This is a genomic window from Streptosporangium sp. NPDC000239, assembly GCF_040300765.1.
In the GTDB taxonomy this organism is placed as follows: domain Bacteria; phylum Actinomycetota; class Actinomycetes; order Streptosporangiales; family Streptosporangiaceae; genus Streptosporangium.
Genome location: NZ_JBEPEI010000016.1, coordinates 72441 through 88509, shown reverse-complemented (window position 1 = coordinate 88509; position 16069 = coordinate 72441). Strand labels below are relative to the sequence as shown.

The window sequence follows — 16069 nt, the reverse complement described above, 5'->3', positions numbered from 1 at the left end:
GTCGTCAGACGGCGCCCACACGAGAGAGGGCTATCAGCCCGAGCTTTCCGCGGTTGAGACGGTCCCCGTCGGTTCGCTGCTTCCCGCTGACTCCCCACGGCGCCTCGGGGAGAACGCCCAGCACATACGCATGCTCTCCGGTACGGAGGACACGTTGCCTCCGGTGATCGTGCACCGGGAGACCATGCGGGTCATCGACGGGATGCACCGGCTACAGGCGGCGGTCGTACGCGGTGAGGAGACCATTCGTGTGCGGTTCTTCGAAGGCGACGAACACGACGCCTTCGTGGTGGCCGTCAAGGAGAACACGGCCCACGGCCTCCCGCTCTCCACGGGGGACCGCGTCGCGGCGGCGGCCCGTATCCTCCGCTCGCACCCGCACTGGTCGGACAGGGCGATAGCCAGGATCTCAGGCCTGTCCGCGCGGAAGGTGGCGGACATCCGCCGCACCGTACTCCCGCAGGACGCGCAGCCGAAGGCCCGGCTGGGGCGTGACGGCCGGACACGCCCGCTGGACGGCTCCGCCGGCCGGATGCGCGCCGCCGAACTGATCGTCAAGGAGCCGCAGGCCTCCCTGCGGAGGATCGCGCAGCAGGTGGGGATCTCACCGGGCACGGTGCGGGACGTCCGCGACCGGCTGCGACGCGGGGAGGATCCCCTGCCGAGGGCGCTGCGCCCGCGGGCGCCGGAGAGGACGCCGCCCGGGTCGCGCCGGCCTTCGGCGTCCGAACCCGGGCGCGACCAGCGCCGGAGGTCGCCCCTGAACATCCTGATGAAGGACCCCTCCCTCCGGTCCGCGGAACGCGGCCGGCACCTCCTCCGCCTGCTCAGCGCCAACGCCGCGCTCGCCCAGTCCTCGGAGTGGCTGGTCGGCGTCGTCCCGGAGTACTGCGTCGGCCTGGTCTGCCAGGTGGCCATGGAGAACGCCGCCGTGTGGGAGAGGTTCGCCGAGAACCTTCAGCGGCGGACGGTGCGGCCCAGACCCCGGGAAAGCTGACCGGACTCCCGCCGGTCCTGGGCGTGCCGGTCGAGGGGGACGCGTACGGGCTCCCGTAGGACGGCGCCCTCGGTTGTGCCCCCAACGGTGCCTTCGGTGGTGCTCTCGGCGGCGCGGCCCGCGCGGTGCCGGCGAACCGCGTCACGGTTGGCGCACCGCTGGGAGCAGTAACGCTGCCGCCCGGTACGGGAGGTGTCGGCGAAGACCGTGGCGCACTCGGCCACGGCGCACCGCCGGAGCCGGTGCATTCCCCGCCCGACCAGATGCAGCGCGGTGCCCACGGAGATGAGCGCGAACAGCACGGCGCCGAGCGACCGCTGGTCGTCGCGGTAGTGCAGGTGCCAGCCGCTGCCCGCGTGGTCGGTCAGCCGTGGGTAGGCGGCGGACCCGGCCAGCATGCGGTTGACCAGTTCGGCGCGTTCGTGCTCGTCGTCGGCGTCGACGACCTTCTCCCACGCGTCGAGTACGGCGTGGACGCGGTCCACGTCCTGCGGTGTGACCGGATGTTCCAGTACGAGTCCGGCGGCCTCGCAGCGGTCCGCGAGCTCCTCGGCGGTCGCCGGGCGCCGGTTGGCCAGATCCGCGGCGAGGTTCACGGCGTCTCCGCCGTAAGGGTTGAGGTGCATAAGACCATTACATCACCCTTGTCCGTATGACACATCACACCGGCGTGCGCCAGGCGTCCCAGGACGACATCGCCGAACTCGTCCGCCTGCGGGCGCTGCTGTTCGGGGACCTCGGCGGAGACTTCTTCAACCCCTCGTCGGCGGGCGACGAATGGCGGACGGCCCTCGCCGCGGTCCTGAAGGAGAAACTGACGCGGGACGACGCGCGCGTCCTCGTCGTGGACGGCCACGAAGGCCTCGCCGCCTGCGGCATCGGCACCGTCGAGCAGTGGTTTCCCGGCCCGCACTCGCGCAACGGCCGCATCGGACACGTGATCGGCGTCGTCACCGATCCGGCGTATCGCCGACGTGGCCACAGCCGCGCGATCATGCGGGGCCTGCTCGACTGGTTCAGGGAGAGCGACGCCGTCCGGGTCGACCTGTACGGCTCCCGCGAGGGCGAGCCGCTCTACCGGGAACTCGGCTTCTTCGACCATCCCGACCCCGCGCTGTGCTGGCGCCCGTGAGGGAGCGGTACCGGTGGGTCGTCCTCGGCGTCGCCACCTTCACCCAGGCCGCCTCAGGATTCTTCGTGCAGGGCATCGGGGCGATGGGCGTCCACCTGCAACGCGACCTCGGCCTGAGCACGGCCCAGCTCGGCCTGCTGCTCTCGGCGGCGCAACTGGCCCCCCTGGTCGGGCTGCTGGTCGCCGGGGAGCTGCTGGACCGCCACGACGAGCGCTGGGTCGTCGGGGTGGGCGCCTGCGTCGTCGCCGTGAGCCTGGGGGTGGGTGGCACGACGCGGACGTATGAGTCCCTGCTCCTCGTCCTGCTGGTCGTCGGCGCCGGATACAGCACCGTCCAGCCCGGTGGCAGCAAGTCGGTGGCGTCCTGGTTCGACACGTCCCAGCGGGGGCTGGCGATGGGAATCCGCCAGGCGGGCCTGCCGCTGGGCGGTGTGCTCGCCGCGGCCACGCTGCCCGCCCTCGCCGCCGAACTCGGTCTGCGGGCGGCTCTCACGGCCGGTGCGCTCGTCGCGCTGCTGGGCGCCGTCGCCTTCGTGGCCCTCTACCGCAGGCCGCCCGCGCGGCCCCTCCCCGGTCCTCCGGGCGGCTCGCTCGGATCGCGGTCACGGGCGCTCCGCGAACCGGCCATGGTGAGGACCGTTGTTTCCGGGATGAGCCTGGTCTCGGTGCACAGCGGGATCGGCGTCCTGACCGCGCTGTACCTCCACGAGGTGACGGCCCTCGAAGCGGGCCCGGCGGCCCTGGTCCTGGTGGCGGTCCAGGGTGCGGGGGTCGCCGGTCGCGTCTGCCTGGCGGCCTGGAGCGACCGAGGCCGATCCGGACGTCACACCTGCGTCCTGACCTGCGTGGCCGCCGTGACCGTGGGGATGTCGGCGCTGGCCACCCCGGTGGGGCGTTCGCCCGTGGCGGCCTGCCTGGTGTTCGTCTGGCTCGGCTTCTTCGGAATCGGCTGGTACGGCCCATGGGTCGCCCACGTGGCCGAAGCGGCTCCCCCGGGCAGGACGGGCTTCGTCCTCGGCGCGGCCATGGCCGCCAACCAGGTCGCCGTCGTCCTGGCGCCGCCCGCCCTCGGCCTGGTCAAGGACCTGACCGGCGGCTTCACGGCGCCCTGGCTGCTGCTGTCCGCGCTGACCGCCGTCACCCTGCCGGCCACGGCCTCCGGACGCCACCGGCCCCGACGGTACGGCCCGGCGGAAGCCGTACGAGAGCAGGACACGAACGAGGTCTCGGGTCACTGACGGTCTTTCTGGCGGCCGGAACCGGCGGATCCGGCCGGTGGTGAGCGCATGCCGGAGCGAGGAGGCCCGACGCGTCGCCGCACGCGTTCCAGGCGCATGGCCGGGACCGACTCGGCGACGGCGACGCCGGGCGCGACCTCCGTACATCAGCCGGCCCCTTGCCCGGCCTTCTCGGTCTTCCCGGCCTTCTCGGGGGCCAGCAGGTCGCGCAGCCGGGTGCACTCACGGACGAAACGGCTCCTGCCGCCCCGCGCCGCGTGGGACGAGACCTCCGGGATCTCACCCTTGGCCCCGGTCCAGGACGCCACGTCGGCGGTGAGGGCCACCAGCTCGGAGTGGACGACGGTCGGCCGTTCCCCCTTGCCCGGCAACAGCATCGGCGTCATGGTCCTGAGGATCTCCCAGACCTGCCTGTGCGCGCCCTGGTGGACGGCCTCGGTGAGGGCGGCCAGCACCGGACGGATCTCGAACCAGGCGCGGCGGATCAGATACGCCAGCTGACGGCCGACCGCCGCACCGGGCAGATCCCCCCTGGCCGCCATCCGCAGCAACGCCTGTACGGCCTCCGGGCGTTCGGCGGCCAGGAAGTAGGCCAGGACGAGCGCGGTCGCCTCCCCGGCGGGGCCGTCCGCCTGGGTCAGGGCCACGAGATGCGGCGGGTACACCCCCGGACGGTCCCACTGGTAGAGCAGGTGGGGCAGGTAGTTGACGGCGACGACCTCCCGGTGCGACGGCAGGATCGCGGGCCACCACTCCATGGCCTGGCCGTGCCCCTCCCGGTACCACCGCGACGGCTCGCCGAGCAGTTCGTCGACGAGGTCGTGCCCGGTCGGCTCGGCGCGCAGCACCGGTATCAGCCGGATGTTCGGGGAGCGCGTCAGCTCGTCGTCGTCGAAGACGCGCTCACGCGCGTTCCTGACGTATCCCCACTTCACGCCCGTCTCGGGGTCGGGCAGGCCGCCCCCGGCCAACCAGGCGGCGACGGCCTCCGCCGCCCGCGACCCGACCCGCGCGGCACGCTCCGCCGCCTCGGCGTGGCGCCCCCTCGGCAGCCGCAGCAACGCCTGCCACAGGTCGGCGGGCAGCGGTTCGACCCCCGCCGCCGCGCAGACCTCCAGCCGTTCGACCAGCACGTCGGGTGCGAGATGCCCGGTCATCGACGTGGGCGTCGCCAGCAGAACGGGCGGCAGCGCGCCCTTCCGCAGCGCGTCGTACAGCTCAGCGAACCGGCGCAGCAGGAACATGTGCGGCCCCGAGACGTTCCGGGGGTCGGGCAACCGGTTCCGCGTACGGTACTTCGCTGGGAGAAGGCTCAGGCCGAAGCGCGGTTCGGCCCGGTCCGGCGAAGGCATGAGCAGCCTCTGCGCGAAGATCCCGAGCTCCGCGACCCGGCGGAAGATCTCATCCCGCCAGTCCCTGGGCAGGAACTCGTCCTCGTCGGCGGCGGCGTGCGTCACCGAGAAGCCCGTACCGGCCAGGGGATCGACCGGTGCGGCCTCCGGCACCCCGGGGTCGCTCCCGGAGGCGACGACCTCCCTGGCGAGGGCGGTGATCCAGGAGGAGGCGTCGAGCCACGGTCCCGTCCCGTCGTCCAGGCGGGAGAAGGCCGCCAGCCGCTCGCGCAGGGCCGTACGGTCACCCCCGGCCTGCCTGACGAAGGCGGCCAGCCACCGCTCGCACTCCACCCAGCCGCCGTGGGGGTCGTCCAGCGAGGGGGCGGGGAAGGGGCCGGGCTCCTCGACGACGGGCAACGCCGCGGGGGCGAACGCCTCGGGCGTCTCCGCCCCCGCGATCTCGCCACCGAAAACCGCCGCCACCTGCGCGCCGAGGTCGGTGGGCAGCGACGGAACGGCGTCGGTGATCGTCGCGGCCCCGGCCCCGAACGCGGCGGCGCGCTTGACGGCGATCCGGGCCGCGCGCCGCTGCACCTGGTAGGAGGTGTGCGCGAACGCCGTGGCCAGCGCCGACGCCGTCTCCCCGGCCAGCGCGGGCGCCCGCCGTACCTCCTCGTCGAGCCAGCGCAGGCCCGCGTCGGCCAGCTTCACCTCGGGCCGGAAGACCAGCGCGTCGATCGCCTCGGCGACGTCGACCGCGTCGTGCGGGCCGGTACGGCGGACCTGAGCGAGCGCCAGCGTGGCGACCGCGCTGGGAGCGGTGGGCAACAGCCGCAGGTAGTCACGCGCCCGGGCGGCGGCCTCGTGCGGCTCCGGCGCGAGGAGTTCGTGCAACCGTACGAAGAACCGCAGGTCAACGGCGTCGCCACCCCGCAGGAAACGGCTCAGACAGCCGTCGAGGAACTCCTCACGTGAGACCTTCCCGGCCTTGAGGAACCACTGGATCCGGGCGAGCCACAGGGTGGGGGCGGGGGTCAGCCGCTCCTCTCGCAGGGCGCGGCCCACTCCCTCCGCCTCGAAGATCCGGGGAAGCAGCGTGTCCGTCAGCGGGTCGTCCTCAACCGTCCCGGCGGAGAGCCAGGCGAGCACGAGCGGGTCGTGCCTGGGCGGCTCGACGCCACACGTCCGCAGCAGCGCCAGCGCCAGCGGGATGACGTGGTCGTCCGCCGTACGAATCTTCCTGGCGAGCCGGACCGCCACGTCGGCCTGCCAGGCAGCGGGACGGGTGGCCAGCGTGCGGACCAGCTCTGCCGGGGGCGGCGCCGCCGCCCATCGAGGGGCGAACTCGCGGCGGGCCAGCCAGGCGACCGCCGCGGCGGGGCCCGAGATCGTGCCCGCGCCGACGATCCGCAGCGGCGTCCCGAACTCGGCGAGCCCGTCGCGCCCCGCCGAACGGGCGGCCGTCTGCGCGGAGGACCGCAACCAGGAGGGCCAGTCGTCCTCCGCGCCGTAGTCGGCCAGGAGGCGGGCCCGCCAGTCCTCACGGGTCTTCCGCTCGGCGTTCTCCCGCAGCTCCGCCAGGAGCTCCGGCAGCCGACGAGCCACTTCGACCCGCTCGGCCTCGGTCAGTACGGCCACGCGGTCCGTCAGCGCCTTGACCCTGCGCGCGACGACGAGGTCGCGTACCTCCTGCCAGGCGGTCACCGGGCCCCCTCCACGACGATCCTGGTGGTCCGCGCACACCCGGAGAAACCATGTCGGCGAGTCGGCGTGCGGCGCGTTCCCGGCGGTTCGGTCTCCCACGCGCTCGACACGACGCAGCCGGAGGCCGGCCGTTCCGGACGACCCTCAACCGGCTTGGGAGGCGCGGCGTAGCCGTACGCCCACGTCGCACTTGTCATGCGCGGGACATTAGGGATCGTCACCGACAAAACGTATGCACACGTGGAAGCCGTCCCCCCAAGGGCCCTTCTGCGCGCACGCGGGTGAGGCGTCGTGCGGCCCGGCCTCCTGGGACACCCGCGGGGTCCTCCCGCGCACGCGGGTTACGACGCCGAACGGGACGCCTGGGCCCCACCCGCGCGGACGCGGGCGGGGCCGTTGTCAGGTCCTATCGGGACGGTTCCCCGGCGGAGGCCACGCCCGGCACCGGGGCGTAGCCCGCGGTCCGGGTGGTGAAGGTCCCCCGGCCCCGGGTCCGGCCGCGCAGCCGGGTCGCGTATCCGAACACCTCGGCCAGCGGAACGGTCGCGGTGATCACCACCGTGTCCGTCCTCGCGCTCGTGTCCAGGATCCGGCCACGCCGTGCCGCCAGGTCGCCGAGCACCCCGCCCGCGGTTTCACCGGGCACGACGACCGTGACCTCGACCACCGGTTCCAGCAGCACCATCCGGCAGGCGCGCAGGGCCTCCCGCAGCGCGAGCCGCCCGGCCGCCCGGAACGCGAGCTCGGAGGAGTCCTTGGGGTGGGTGGCCCCGTCGGTCAGCGTGACCCGCAGACCCGTCACCGGATGACCGCCGAGAGGGCCGTCTGCCAGGGCGTCCCGGCAACCGGCCTCCACCGCCCGGACGTACTCCCGGGGAACCCGTCCACCGGTGACGGTCGAGTGGAACTCGAAACCGGCCTCCAGGGGACCCACGTCGAGGACGACGTGGGCGAACTGACCGGCGCCCCCGTCCTGCTTGACGTGCCGGTACAGCAGCCCGGACACCCCCGAGGCGACCGTCTCCCGGTGGGCGACCTGCGGCCGGCCCACACCGACCTCCAGCCCGTTGGCGCGACGGATCTTCTCGACCGCGACCTCCAGGTGCAGCTCGCCCATCCCGGAGAGCACCGTCTGACCGGTCTCGGCGTCGGTCCTGACGGTCAGCGAGGGATCCTCCTCGACCAGCCGCGCCAGAGCCGTCGCCAACCGGTCGGCGTCGCCGCCCCCGCGCGCCTCGACCGCGACGGAGACCACCGGGTCGGTCGCGGCCGGCGGTTCGAGGAGCAACGGAGCCGAGGGCGCGCACAGGGTGGTCCCGGTGCGGGACGTCTTCAACCCGACCACCGCGACGATGTCCCCGGCCACCGCCCGGTCCACCTCGGTGTGCCGGTCGGCCCGCACCCGCAGGATCCGGCCGATCCGCTCGGTGCGTCCCGTTCCCGCGTCCAGCACCGTGTCCCCCTTCCGTACCGTTCCCGAGTACACACGCACATACGTCAGCCGCCCGGTGGCGGTCGCGTTCACCTTGAACACCAGAGCGGAGAACGGCGCCGCCGGGTCGGCGGCGCGCTCCTGCGGCGAGCCGTCCTGGACGCCGCGTACCGCGGGCACGTCCAGCGGGGAGGGCAGGTAGGCCACGGCGGCGTCCAGCAGCGGCTCGATCCCCCGGTCGCGGTAGGCCGATCCGCACACCACCACGACGCCCTCACCGGTACGGGTCAGGTCGCGCAGCACGGTGGTGAGGGTCCGCGCGGAGACCGCCGACTCCGCGCAGAACTCCTCCAGCGCCACGGGATGCAGTTCGGCCACCGTCTCCTCCAGCAGCCGGCGACGCCGGAGCGCCTCCTCCAGCAGGGGTTCCGGCACCGGACCCTCCGTGAACGCGCCGTCGTCGTCCCAGAGCAACGCCCGCATCCGCGGCAGGTCCACCACCCCGGTGAAGGTGTCCTCCCGCCCGATCGGCAGCTGGACCACCAGCGGGGTCCCGTGCAGCCGGGCGCGGATCGACTCGACGGCCGTGTCGAGGTCGGCCCCGGCGCGGTCCAGCTTGTTGACGAAGGCGATCCGCGGCACCCCGTGCCGGTCGGCCCGCCGCCACACCGCCTCGCTCTGCGGTTCGACTCCCGCGACGCCGTCGAAGACCGCGATCGCGCCGTCGAGCACCCGCAGCGAGCGCTCCACCTCGTCGGAGAAGTCGACGTGGCCCGGGGTGTCGAGCAGGTTGATCCGGTGACCGTCCCAGACGCAGCTCACCGCCGCGGCGAAGATGGTGATCCCGCGATCGCGCTCCTGGGGGTCGAAGTCGGTGACGGTCGTCCCGTCGTGCACCTCGCCACGTTTGTGGGTGGTGCCGGTGACGTACAGGATCCGTTCGGTGACGGTGGTCTTCCCGGCGTCGACGTGGGCGAGGATGCCCAGGTTGCGGACGTTGTTCAACTGGTCGGTACGCACGGCCTACGGCCCTTCTCGGGGTCCGGACAGGACAGCGCGATCGCCTGACGAAACGGCCCGGGACCGGGCCATGGAGAGTCCTCGTGCGGGGTGACCGCATCGGGAGAGACCCGGCCGGCGACTTCGGCGCCGGACAGGGATCAGATGGTCGTCAGGAGGTCATCCGGTGTCAGCCGCGCAGCGGACACCGGGACGACGAAGACACCAGGATCACCTCGTGTCGTGACGGGGGGACGATCGCAGCGGTGCTGTGTCGCACGACTGGCCCCTCTCTCGTCACAACGCCCGGTGCGCCGTTCGTGGCGAGTGTATTGAAGCCGGTTCAGACGGAAAACCGGTTTTTCCTAGTAGGGCGTAGAGCATCCCGGTCCCGCGTCCGGCGATGCGCTCGGGGAGTGTCCCCGACGGATGCCGTCAAACCCTCCAGCCGGGCCGTACCAGCCCAGCTTCGTAGGCGGTGATGACGAGCTGGATGGACCGTCGATCGCCGACGGAACGTCGGGAACGTCGCGTTGAAGACCCTCGGAGGCCCGTTGCAACCGATGTTCCTGCGACTCGAACAACGACCCTCTTCTGGGAAAAGGCATCAGACGTCAGACATTGGGATTTGATTTTCGGATATATGAATATGGGCGCACCGAAAACCGTATTCTTCTATTGTTGATGATCGTTATACATTTCTGGGGTATGCATTGATGTTCTTCCCCCGGAGGTTGTTTCATGTTCTTTCGCCCATCCAGTACGGCTGGTGCGGGCGCCTCGGCGCATGCGCAGTACCGGGCGAAGTTCGCTGAGGGGCGGACCCGGCGGCTGGCGCTGCGGGCGGGGCTCGTGCTGGTGAGCGCGATCGCGGTGTGGTGGCTGTGGAACTGGCCGACGGCCCTGCTGGTCGCCGTTGTGGTCGGGACCGCCGACACGGCGTACCGCTGGCGTCGGCACGAGGCCGTACGAACCTGGCGCAAAGGGGCGATCGGCGAACGGCGTACCGCCAGGATGCTGCGTCCTCTGGGGCGGCACGGATACACCGTGCTCCACGACCGGGCCCTGCCCAGCGGCCGGGCCAACGTTGACCATCTGGTGATCGGGAAGACGGGCGTCTTCGTGGTGGACACCAAGAACTGGCACCGAGGAAAGCGGCTGGTCCGGCGCGGACGGTCGGTCAGGGTCGGCGGCGCCTCCGGCGGGCAGATCGTCAGGCCCGTGCTCTACGAGGCGGGGCGGGTGGCCGACACCCTTACCCGGGAACTTGGGCGTCGCGTCATCGTCGTCCCCGTAGTGGCCGTCCACGGAGCCGACATGCCGTTGCTGCGGGTGGCGAAGGCGTCCGGCGTGCCGCTGCTGCGCGCCTCTCAGGTGCGTGGCTGGATCACCAGGCAACCGGCGACACTGAGCGCGGCGGAAATCGCCGAAGTGAGCGCGACCGCCGAACGCCTGCTCCCGCCGTACATCACCTGACCTCCGCCCACAGAGACCTCAATCGGGCAGGTCGCACAGCCGGGTGTGGTCACGCCGTGAGTTCGAGGAAATCCCGGACGACGGGTGTGGAACGGTGTGGCTTCAGGCGTTTGCGGAGGTCGGTGATCGCTCCGGAGGGACGGGTCGAGTCCACGCCGCTGCTCTGCTCGAAGGCCTGCCGCGCAGCTGTACAAGCCTCTTCGATCTCGCCGAGGGCGAGGTGGGCTTCGGCGGCGCGGGTGAGGTAGAGGGCGTTGTCCCGGACGTAGCCGTCGGCGGAGTACTCCGCGGCGCGGGCGGCCTCGAAGAACCGCAACGCCTGCCGGGGGTCGCCCAGGTCGAGGGCGCACGATCCGGCGAGCATCTCGATCTCGCCCTCGGTCATCCAGTAGATCCACGGCGGATCGTCGTCGTGCGCCCCGCGTGCGAAGGTCTCGCGGGCCAGGGACAACTCGTGGGTGCAGGCGTTGCGGCCATGAGGGGTCTTGGACAGGGCACGGGCCGCCCGGGCGTGGAGCATCGAGCGGACCCGGGCAGTGGTACGGCGCTGCCCGGTCTGGTTCTGGGCGGCCTGGACGAGGCCGACGGCGTCCTGCGGGTTGCCGACGGAGTAGGTCTGAATCGCCATGAAGGACAGGACGTGCGCACCGGCCTCCGGGTCTCCGGCGGTGGCCGAAGCCCGCAACGCGGTGATGAAGTACTTCTGCGCCGCGGCCTGCCGGCCTGCGTCGAAATATTGCCAGCCGCAGATACGGGCGGCCTCCGAGACGGTCGTGAACAGACGGCGCCCCGTCTGGGAGGTGTAGGCCGCCCTGTCGGCCAAGGAACTGATCAGCTGGAACTCCGCGGTGGCGATCTGGCGGAGTTCGCCGCCACCAAGAACGTCGTCGAGGTGACGTAGGTCGTCGAGGCGTTGTTCCAGGCGGGTGACCATGTCGCCGGTGAGGGTTCGCCGCCCGGTTGGGGCGGTGGGCAGCTGGTCGAACGACTCGCTCCACTGCGTGACGATGCCACCCAGCGTCGCTCCGGTGGCTATCAGGAATCCTCGACGGTCCACGGATCCTCCCCGCCTGGAAGCGGCCATTGAAGCCACGGTACCTTCCCGGGTCCAGGGGGCGCCAAGGGCTGTTCGATCGTCGGGAAAGGTGAGCAGAAGCCAGTCAGGCCAACCGAGTTCGTGTACAGCCTGTTCGGCGATGCCGTGCAGGCTGGCGATGGCCAGTTGGGCGGTCGGTTCGGGCGCGCACACTCCTGATTCCCAGCGGGCGACCTTCTCTCTGCGAGTGGCCATGGCCCCGTAGCCGAGTTCGCGATGTCGCCGATCGAGCAGAGTCAGGTACTCGCTGGCGGACAGGCTCAGCTGGGCACGAAGTGCGGCCAGCGGGTGCCGGTAGGACTCACTTCCCATTGCGCGGCTCCTCACCACGACCCACCACGGCTGGTCCCTGCTCGTTCACCGTACTCGCTGAACGTCTTCCTCCGGGGCCATCGGCAACAGCCGGGCAACACCTTGTTCATAGCCAGGTACCGAGCGTGCTTGCTCTCATGGCGTTCACCGGGTTCGAACAGATGGTGAAGGGCGGGACGACGATGCGTGAGCGGCAGCCCCTGGTGTCGCTGGTGACCTCAGTTCGGGGGAACGCGCTCCGAGTGCGGGGTTTCCTGGCCGCGCTCGCCGAGCAGAGATTTCCCCTCGAACGGCTGGAGGTCGTGCTGGTCGACAACGACCCGCTCTGGCGGCAAGGCTCGGTGGACCTCGCCGCCTCCGGCAGCTGGCCCTTCCCCGTGCGAGTGGTCAGGGAGCCACGGGCCGGACTCAGCCGGGGACGCAACCGGGGCATCCTCACCGCGCGGGGACGCTTCGTCGCGTTCACCGATCCCGACGTCATCCCAGACCTTTACTGGCTCACCATCCTGGTCGACGCGGCCGAGGAGGAAGGAGCCTCGATCGTGGGCGGCCGTACGGAAACCGTCTATCCCGAAGGGAGCGTCGTGCCGCTGCGGGACGCCGCCGCTCTGCCGTTGCGTGAGTGCCACGGTCCGCCGGAGTGGCCACAGCAGCGCACCGGACACGGCTGGCCGTACTGGATCACCACGGCCAACATGCTCGTCGAACGCGCGGCCGCGTTGCAGGTCGGGCCCTTCCGGACCGACCTGGGACGACGCGGCCGACTGCCGCTGGACTGCGAGGACCTGGAATGGGTCGACCGCGCCGCCCAGCAAGGCCTGAAGGTGGTGATCGAGCCGGCTGCCGTCGTCACTCATCCCGTCGGCCGTGAACAGACCACCGCCCGCTGGTTCCTCATCCAGGGGATCTGCCACGGCGTCTGCGTGGCGCGGATGCACTCCAGCGTGCGCGTGCACCTCGCAGCGATCCAAGCGGACAGGCAGGCCCTGGCCCTGGCTTTCGAAGCCCTCGTCATGGGGTGGGGGTTCCTCGACCGCGCGAGCGCGGTGCGCGGTATGCGGGACCTGGTCCGCATCGGCGCCTACCACGCCGAACGTATTCGTCTTCTCCACCGATCCAAGGAGTGCTGACGTCATGAATCTCGTCACCGCGACCGGTCTGACCGGTGCCGACCAGCTCAACATGGAGCTCGTCGAACGTAAGGGGGCCGGACACCCTGACACACTCGCCGACGGTGTCGCCGAGGCGGTCTCCCGGCACTACAGCGCCTACTGTCTGGAGCACTTCGGTGCGATCCTGCACCACAACACCGACAAGACCGCCTTGCTCGGCGGAGCGGCCGAGGTCGGCTTCGGGCACGGGCGCCTCACCGAGCCGATCGTCGCCCTGGTCAACGGACGGCTCACCCCCGCCCTCGGCGACCACATCATCCCGGTCGAAGAGATCATCACCACCGCCACGACGGAATTCCTCGGTCGCGCCCTGCCGCTGTTGAACGCGGAGACCGATCTGGTCATCCGCTCCCGCATGTCACAGGCGTCCAGCCCCGGGGCCGTCACCGGGCCGACCGACGACCAGCAGGCGGGACGCCGGTTCTGGTTCGCGCCGCGCGGCCTGGAGGACCTTCCCGAGCTGAAGCGGATGTTCGCCAACGACACCTCCGCAGGTGTCGGGTACGCCCCGCTCGGTCTGGCCGAACAACTCGCGTTGACCATCGAGCCCCTGCTGACGTCCGCGGAGTTCACCACCGGGCACCCGCAGTTCGGGACGGACGTCAAGCTCATGATCGTACGCACCGGAGTACGGCTGAACATCACCGCGTGCGTCCCGCAGATTGCCGCGCACACCCCTGACCTGGACACCTACGTCGCCCACCGGAACCAGGCCAGAGAGCTGATCACCGACCTCGCCGCAGAACTGGCCCCCGACCACCAGGTGCACGTGGCCGTCAACACCCGGGACGACGACACTCGCCGCGAGCTGTACCTCACCGCGATCGGCTCCTCGATCGAGTCGGGAGACGAGGGCGTGGTCGGCCGTGGCAACCGCGCCAATGGACTGATCTCGATGTTGCGCCCGATGTCCATGGAGGGCGTCTCGGGCAAGAACTCCGTCTACCACGTCGGCAAGCTCTACAACCTGGCCGCACAGCGGGTCGCGGCGAAACTGCACGAGGAGACCGGCAGAACGTACGCGGTTGCCCTGGTCTCCCAGTCGGGGCGTGACCTTGAGGACCCCTGGCAGGTCCTGGTGCAGGCCTCCGGTGACGAACGCATCGATCCGGACCTGACCCGCAAGACGGTGACGGCCGTGATGGGCGACCTGGACGACATCCGTACCGCGCTGCTGGACGGCGCGCTCCCCACCGCGTGAAAGAGCGAACCCATGACTTCTCGTCCCACCCGACCTCCACTGGAGCCCTGCCTGAACCCGGCCACCGTCACCGGACTGGACCTGGAGGACTTCCTGTGCCTGGCCGCGGTGACCTCCTTCCACACCGTGGAACTGTCGATCCAGCGGGTCGTCGCCTACGGGCCGGAGAAGGTCGCCACGCTTCTGAGCGAACTCGGCCTGAGCGTGGCGGCAGCCAGCGGCATCATCCCCGCCGGACCGGTACTGCCCGCCCCACTGCTGCTCACCGATGACGCCTACGTCGCGACACTGGCCGACCTGCCCGAACGGCTCGCCGCGTTCCAGACGATCGGCTGCCGGGTCGCCACCGTACTGCTCAACCCGCGCACCGGCGACGATCCGCAGTCAGCTGGCGCGATCGCGGTGAAGCGGCTGCGAGGTCTGGCCGAGGTGGCCGCCCACTACGGAGTACGGCTGGCCGTCGAGGCCGTCGGAGTTCGCGCCGGTCTGGACCCCTGCCTGGAAGGGCCGCACGAGGTCGCCGCCACCCTGCCCCACCTGGCCGAACTCCTGGAGCGCGTCGGCCGCGACGACGTGGGTGTGTGCGTGGACTCCTTCCACTGGGCCGCCACCGGCGCCGACCCCGGACACCTGACCGGACTGGCGCCGTTGCGCATCGAGCATGTACAGATCGCCGACGTTCCGGCCGGTCTGTCGCCGGACCGGTGGACCGACGAGATGCGGCTGTTCCCCGGTGAGGGAGCCCTGGACTGGACGACGTTCACCGAGGCGCTCGCAGCCACGGAGTACGGCGGGCCGCTGTCGGTCGAGCTGTTCAACCCCGAGTTGCGGCTGCTGCCAGAAAGCGAGATCGCCACCCGCGCCTACGTGACGGCCCGAGCGATCGTGGACACCGCGTGAGTACGAGAACCGGTGAGAGCCGGAGATGGAAGCTGGCGATCGTGGGATGTGGTGGAGCGGCGTTCGGGATACACCTGCCGCTCCTCACCGCCCATCCGGCGTTCGAGGTGGTGGCCGTCGCCGACCGTGAGGTGAGCCGGGCCTGGGAGGCGGCACGTCGCTTCGCCGTACCGCACTTCGCCGCCGACGCGACCGAAGTGCTGGACGAGGCCGACATGCTTCTGGTTCTGACCGGCGTGCACGAACCGTTGGTCGAGCTGGCCCTGAAGCAGGGGAAACACGTCTTCACCGAGAAGCCCCTCAGCTTGGACGTCACACGTACCGAAGAGCTGCGTCGCCGAGCACTTCAGGCGGGACTGCTGCTGGAGGTAGGCGCGATGCGGGCCTACGACCCGTCTCTGCACACGCTGCTGGAGACGATTTCGGCAGGGAAGATCAACGGTGGCGTGCTCATCAAGGCCGACGGAGCCGATCAGACCACCAGAGCAGACTTCCTCCCGGCCGGCTTCACGCCGTACACCTTCGACGCCGATCCGGCGCCGCTCCTGCCGTCCGGACTGGACGGGCACCGGGCCCGAGTCCTGCAGGTACTGCTGTGGCAGGGGTATCACCAGCTCACCGCTCTGACGGTGATCTGTCCCAAGCTCACGGCACTCGCCTGCGTCACCACCCCCGGGGTGGGGACGCTCCACGCCCTCATCCATGGGGGTGGCGCCGTGTTCACCATGATCATCACCGGTGCATCGGCCGGGATCTACCGCGACGAGATCTACCTCGACGTCGGAGACCGGACGGAGACCCTCACGTTCGCCCCGCCGTACCTGGCGGGGCTGTCAGGGAGTGGAGAACGGCAGGCGCACCGGGTGTTCGCCTCGATGTGGGGTGGCATCGACGTCCGCCTGCGCCGCGCTCACGGTCTTCCCGTCCTCGGAGCCGAGCCTTCTTGGCAGCGGACGGACAGCGCCGAGCTGGCGGAGCGGGTCGAGCGGCTCGCCCTGGAGCTGGCCGTGCTCGCCTCCGTTTCGAATTGTGTAGAGAGGCGGCTCATCGTATGACACGACAGAGGCTCGGGACAC

12 protein-coding genes are annotated in these 16069 nt (G+C 71.1%); 8 read left to right on the top strand and 4 right to left on the bottom strand.

Going from position 1 to position 16069, the window contains the following annotated elements:
• Nucleotides 1-130: 130 nt before the first annotated feature.
• On the top strand, nucleotides 131-997 hold the full coding sequence (locus ABT340_RS31120) for a ParB/RepB/Spo0J family partition protein (protein WP_352014426.1): 867 nt from the start codon (nucleotides 131-133) through the stop codon (nucleotides 995-997).
• Here ABT340_RS31120 and ABT340_RS31115 read toward each other — a convergent pair.
• On the bottom strand, nucleotides 958-1623 hold the full coding sequence (locus ABT340_RS31115; protein WP_352014425.1) for a CGNR zinc finger domain-containing protein: 666 nt from the start codon (nucleotides 1621-1623) through the stop codon (nucleotides 958-960). The genes ABT340_RS31120 and ABT340_RS31115 overlap by 40 nt on opposite strands.
• Before the next feature lie 26 nt (nucleotides 1624-1649).
• Between ABT340_RS31115 and ABT340_RS31110 the strand changes: the two genes are divergently transcribed.
• Together ABT340_RS31110 and ABT340_RS31105 are read left to right on the top strand one after the other, a co-directional pair.
• Complete coding sequence (locus tag ABT340_RS31110) at nucleotides 1650-2129, top strand: GNAT family N-acetyltransferase (protein ID WP_352014424.1); 480 nt, start codon at nucleotides 1650-1652, stop codon at nucleotides 2127-2129.
• The gene (locus ABT340_RS31105; RefSeq protein WP_352014423.1) at nucleotides 2126-3367 is read left to right on the top strand and encodes an MFS transporter; all 1242 of its coding nucleotides are present in this window, start codon (nucleotides 2126-2128) and stop codon (nucleotides 3365-3367) included. The genes ABT340_RS31110 and ABT340_RS31105 overlap by 4 nt, the downstream gene beginning before the upstream one ends.
• Nucleotides 3368-3513: 146 nt before the next feature.
• On the opposite strand, the gene ABT340_RS31100 is transcribed toward ABT340_RS31105, so the two are convergent.
• Nucleotides 3514-6405, bottom strand: coding sequence for a DUF6493 family protein (locus ABT340_RS31100; protein WP_352014422.1), 2892 nt, complete (start codon nucleotides 6403-6405; stop codon nucleotides 3514-3516).
• Nucleotides 6406-6811: 406 nt separating this feature from the next.
• Nucleotides 6812-8857: an elongation factor G gene (gene fusA / locus ABT340_RS31095; RefSeq protein ID WP_352014421.1), complete on the bottom strand. Its 2046-nt coding sequence runs from the start codon at nucleotides 8855-8857 to the stop codon at nucleotides 6812-6814.
• 720 nt (nucleotides 8858-9577) lie between these two features.
• Between fusA and ABT340_RS31090 the strand changes: the two genes are divergently transcribed.
• Nucleotides 9578-10312 carry a nuclease-related domain-containing protein gene (locus ABT340_RS31090; RefSeq protein WP_352014420.1) on the top strand — a complete coding sequence of 245 codons (735 nt, stop codon included), beginning with the start codon at nucleotides 9578-9580 and terminating at the stop codon, nucleotides 10310-10312.
• A 49-nt stretch (nucleotides 10313-10361) separates the two neighbouring features.
• Here ABT340_RS31090 and ABT340_RS31085 read toward each other — a convergent pair whose 3' ends face one another.
• Complete coding sequence (locus tag ABT340_RS31085; protein WP_352014419.1) at nucleotides 10362-11720, bottom strand: NsdA family TPR-like regulatory protein; 1359 nt, start codon at nucleotides 11718-11720, stop codon at nucleotides 10362-10364.
• A gap of 125 nt (nucleotides 11721-11845) precedes the next feature.
• Here ABT340_RS31085 and ABT340_RS31080 point away from each other — a divergent pair, with 125 nt between their 5' ends.
• Genes ABT340_RS31080 through ABT340_RS31065 form a run of 4 tightly spaced genes read left to right on the top strand, consistent with a single transcriptional unit; the run spans nucleotide 11846 to nucleotide 16048 of the window.
• The gene (locus ABT340_RS31080) at nucleotides 11846-12850 is read left to right on the top strand and encodes a glycosyltransferase family 2 protein (RefSeq protein WP_352014418.1); all 1005 of its coding nucleotides are present in this window, start codon (nucleotides 11846-11848) and stop codon (nucleotides 12848-12850) included.
• 4 nt (nucleotides 12851-12854) lie between these two features.
• Nucleotides 12855-14093 (top strand): methionine adenosyltransferase, encoded by a 1239-nt coding sequence (locus ABT340_RS31075; RefSeq protein WP_352014417.1) that lies wholly within the window; start codon nucleotides 12855-12857, stop codon nucleotides 14091-14093.
• A gap of 12 nt (nucleotides 14094-14105) precedes the next feature.
• Nucleotides 14106-14993: a sugar phosphate isomerase/epimerase family protein gene (locus tag ABT340_RS31070; protein WP_352014416.1), complete on the top strand. Its 888-nt coding sequence runs from the start codon at nucleotides 14106-14108 to the stop codon at nucleotides 14991-14993.
• Nucleotides 14990-16048 carry a Gfo/Idh/MocA family protein gene (locus tag ABT340_RS31065; protein ID WP_352014415.1) on the top strand — a complete coding sequence of 353 codons (1059 nt, stop codon included), beginning with the start codon at nucleotides 14990-14992 and terminating at the stop codon, nucleotides 16046-16048. The genes ABT340_RS31070 and ABT340_RS31065 overlap by 4 nt, the downstream gene beginning before the upstream one ends.
• Nucleotides 16049-16069: the final 21 nt, after the last annotated feature.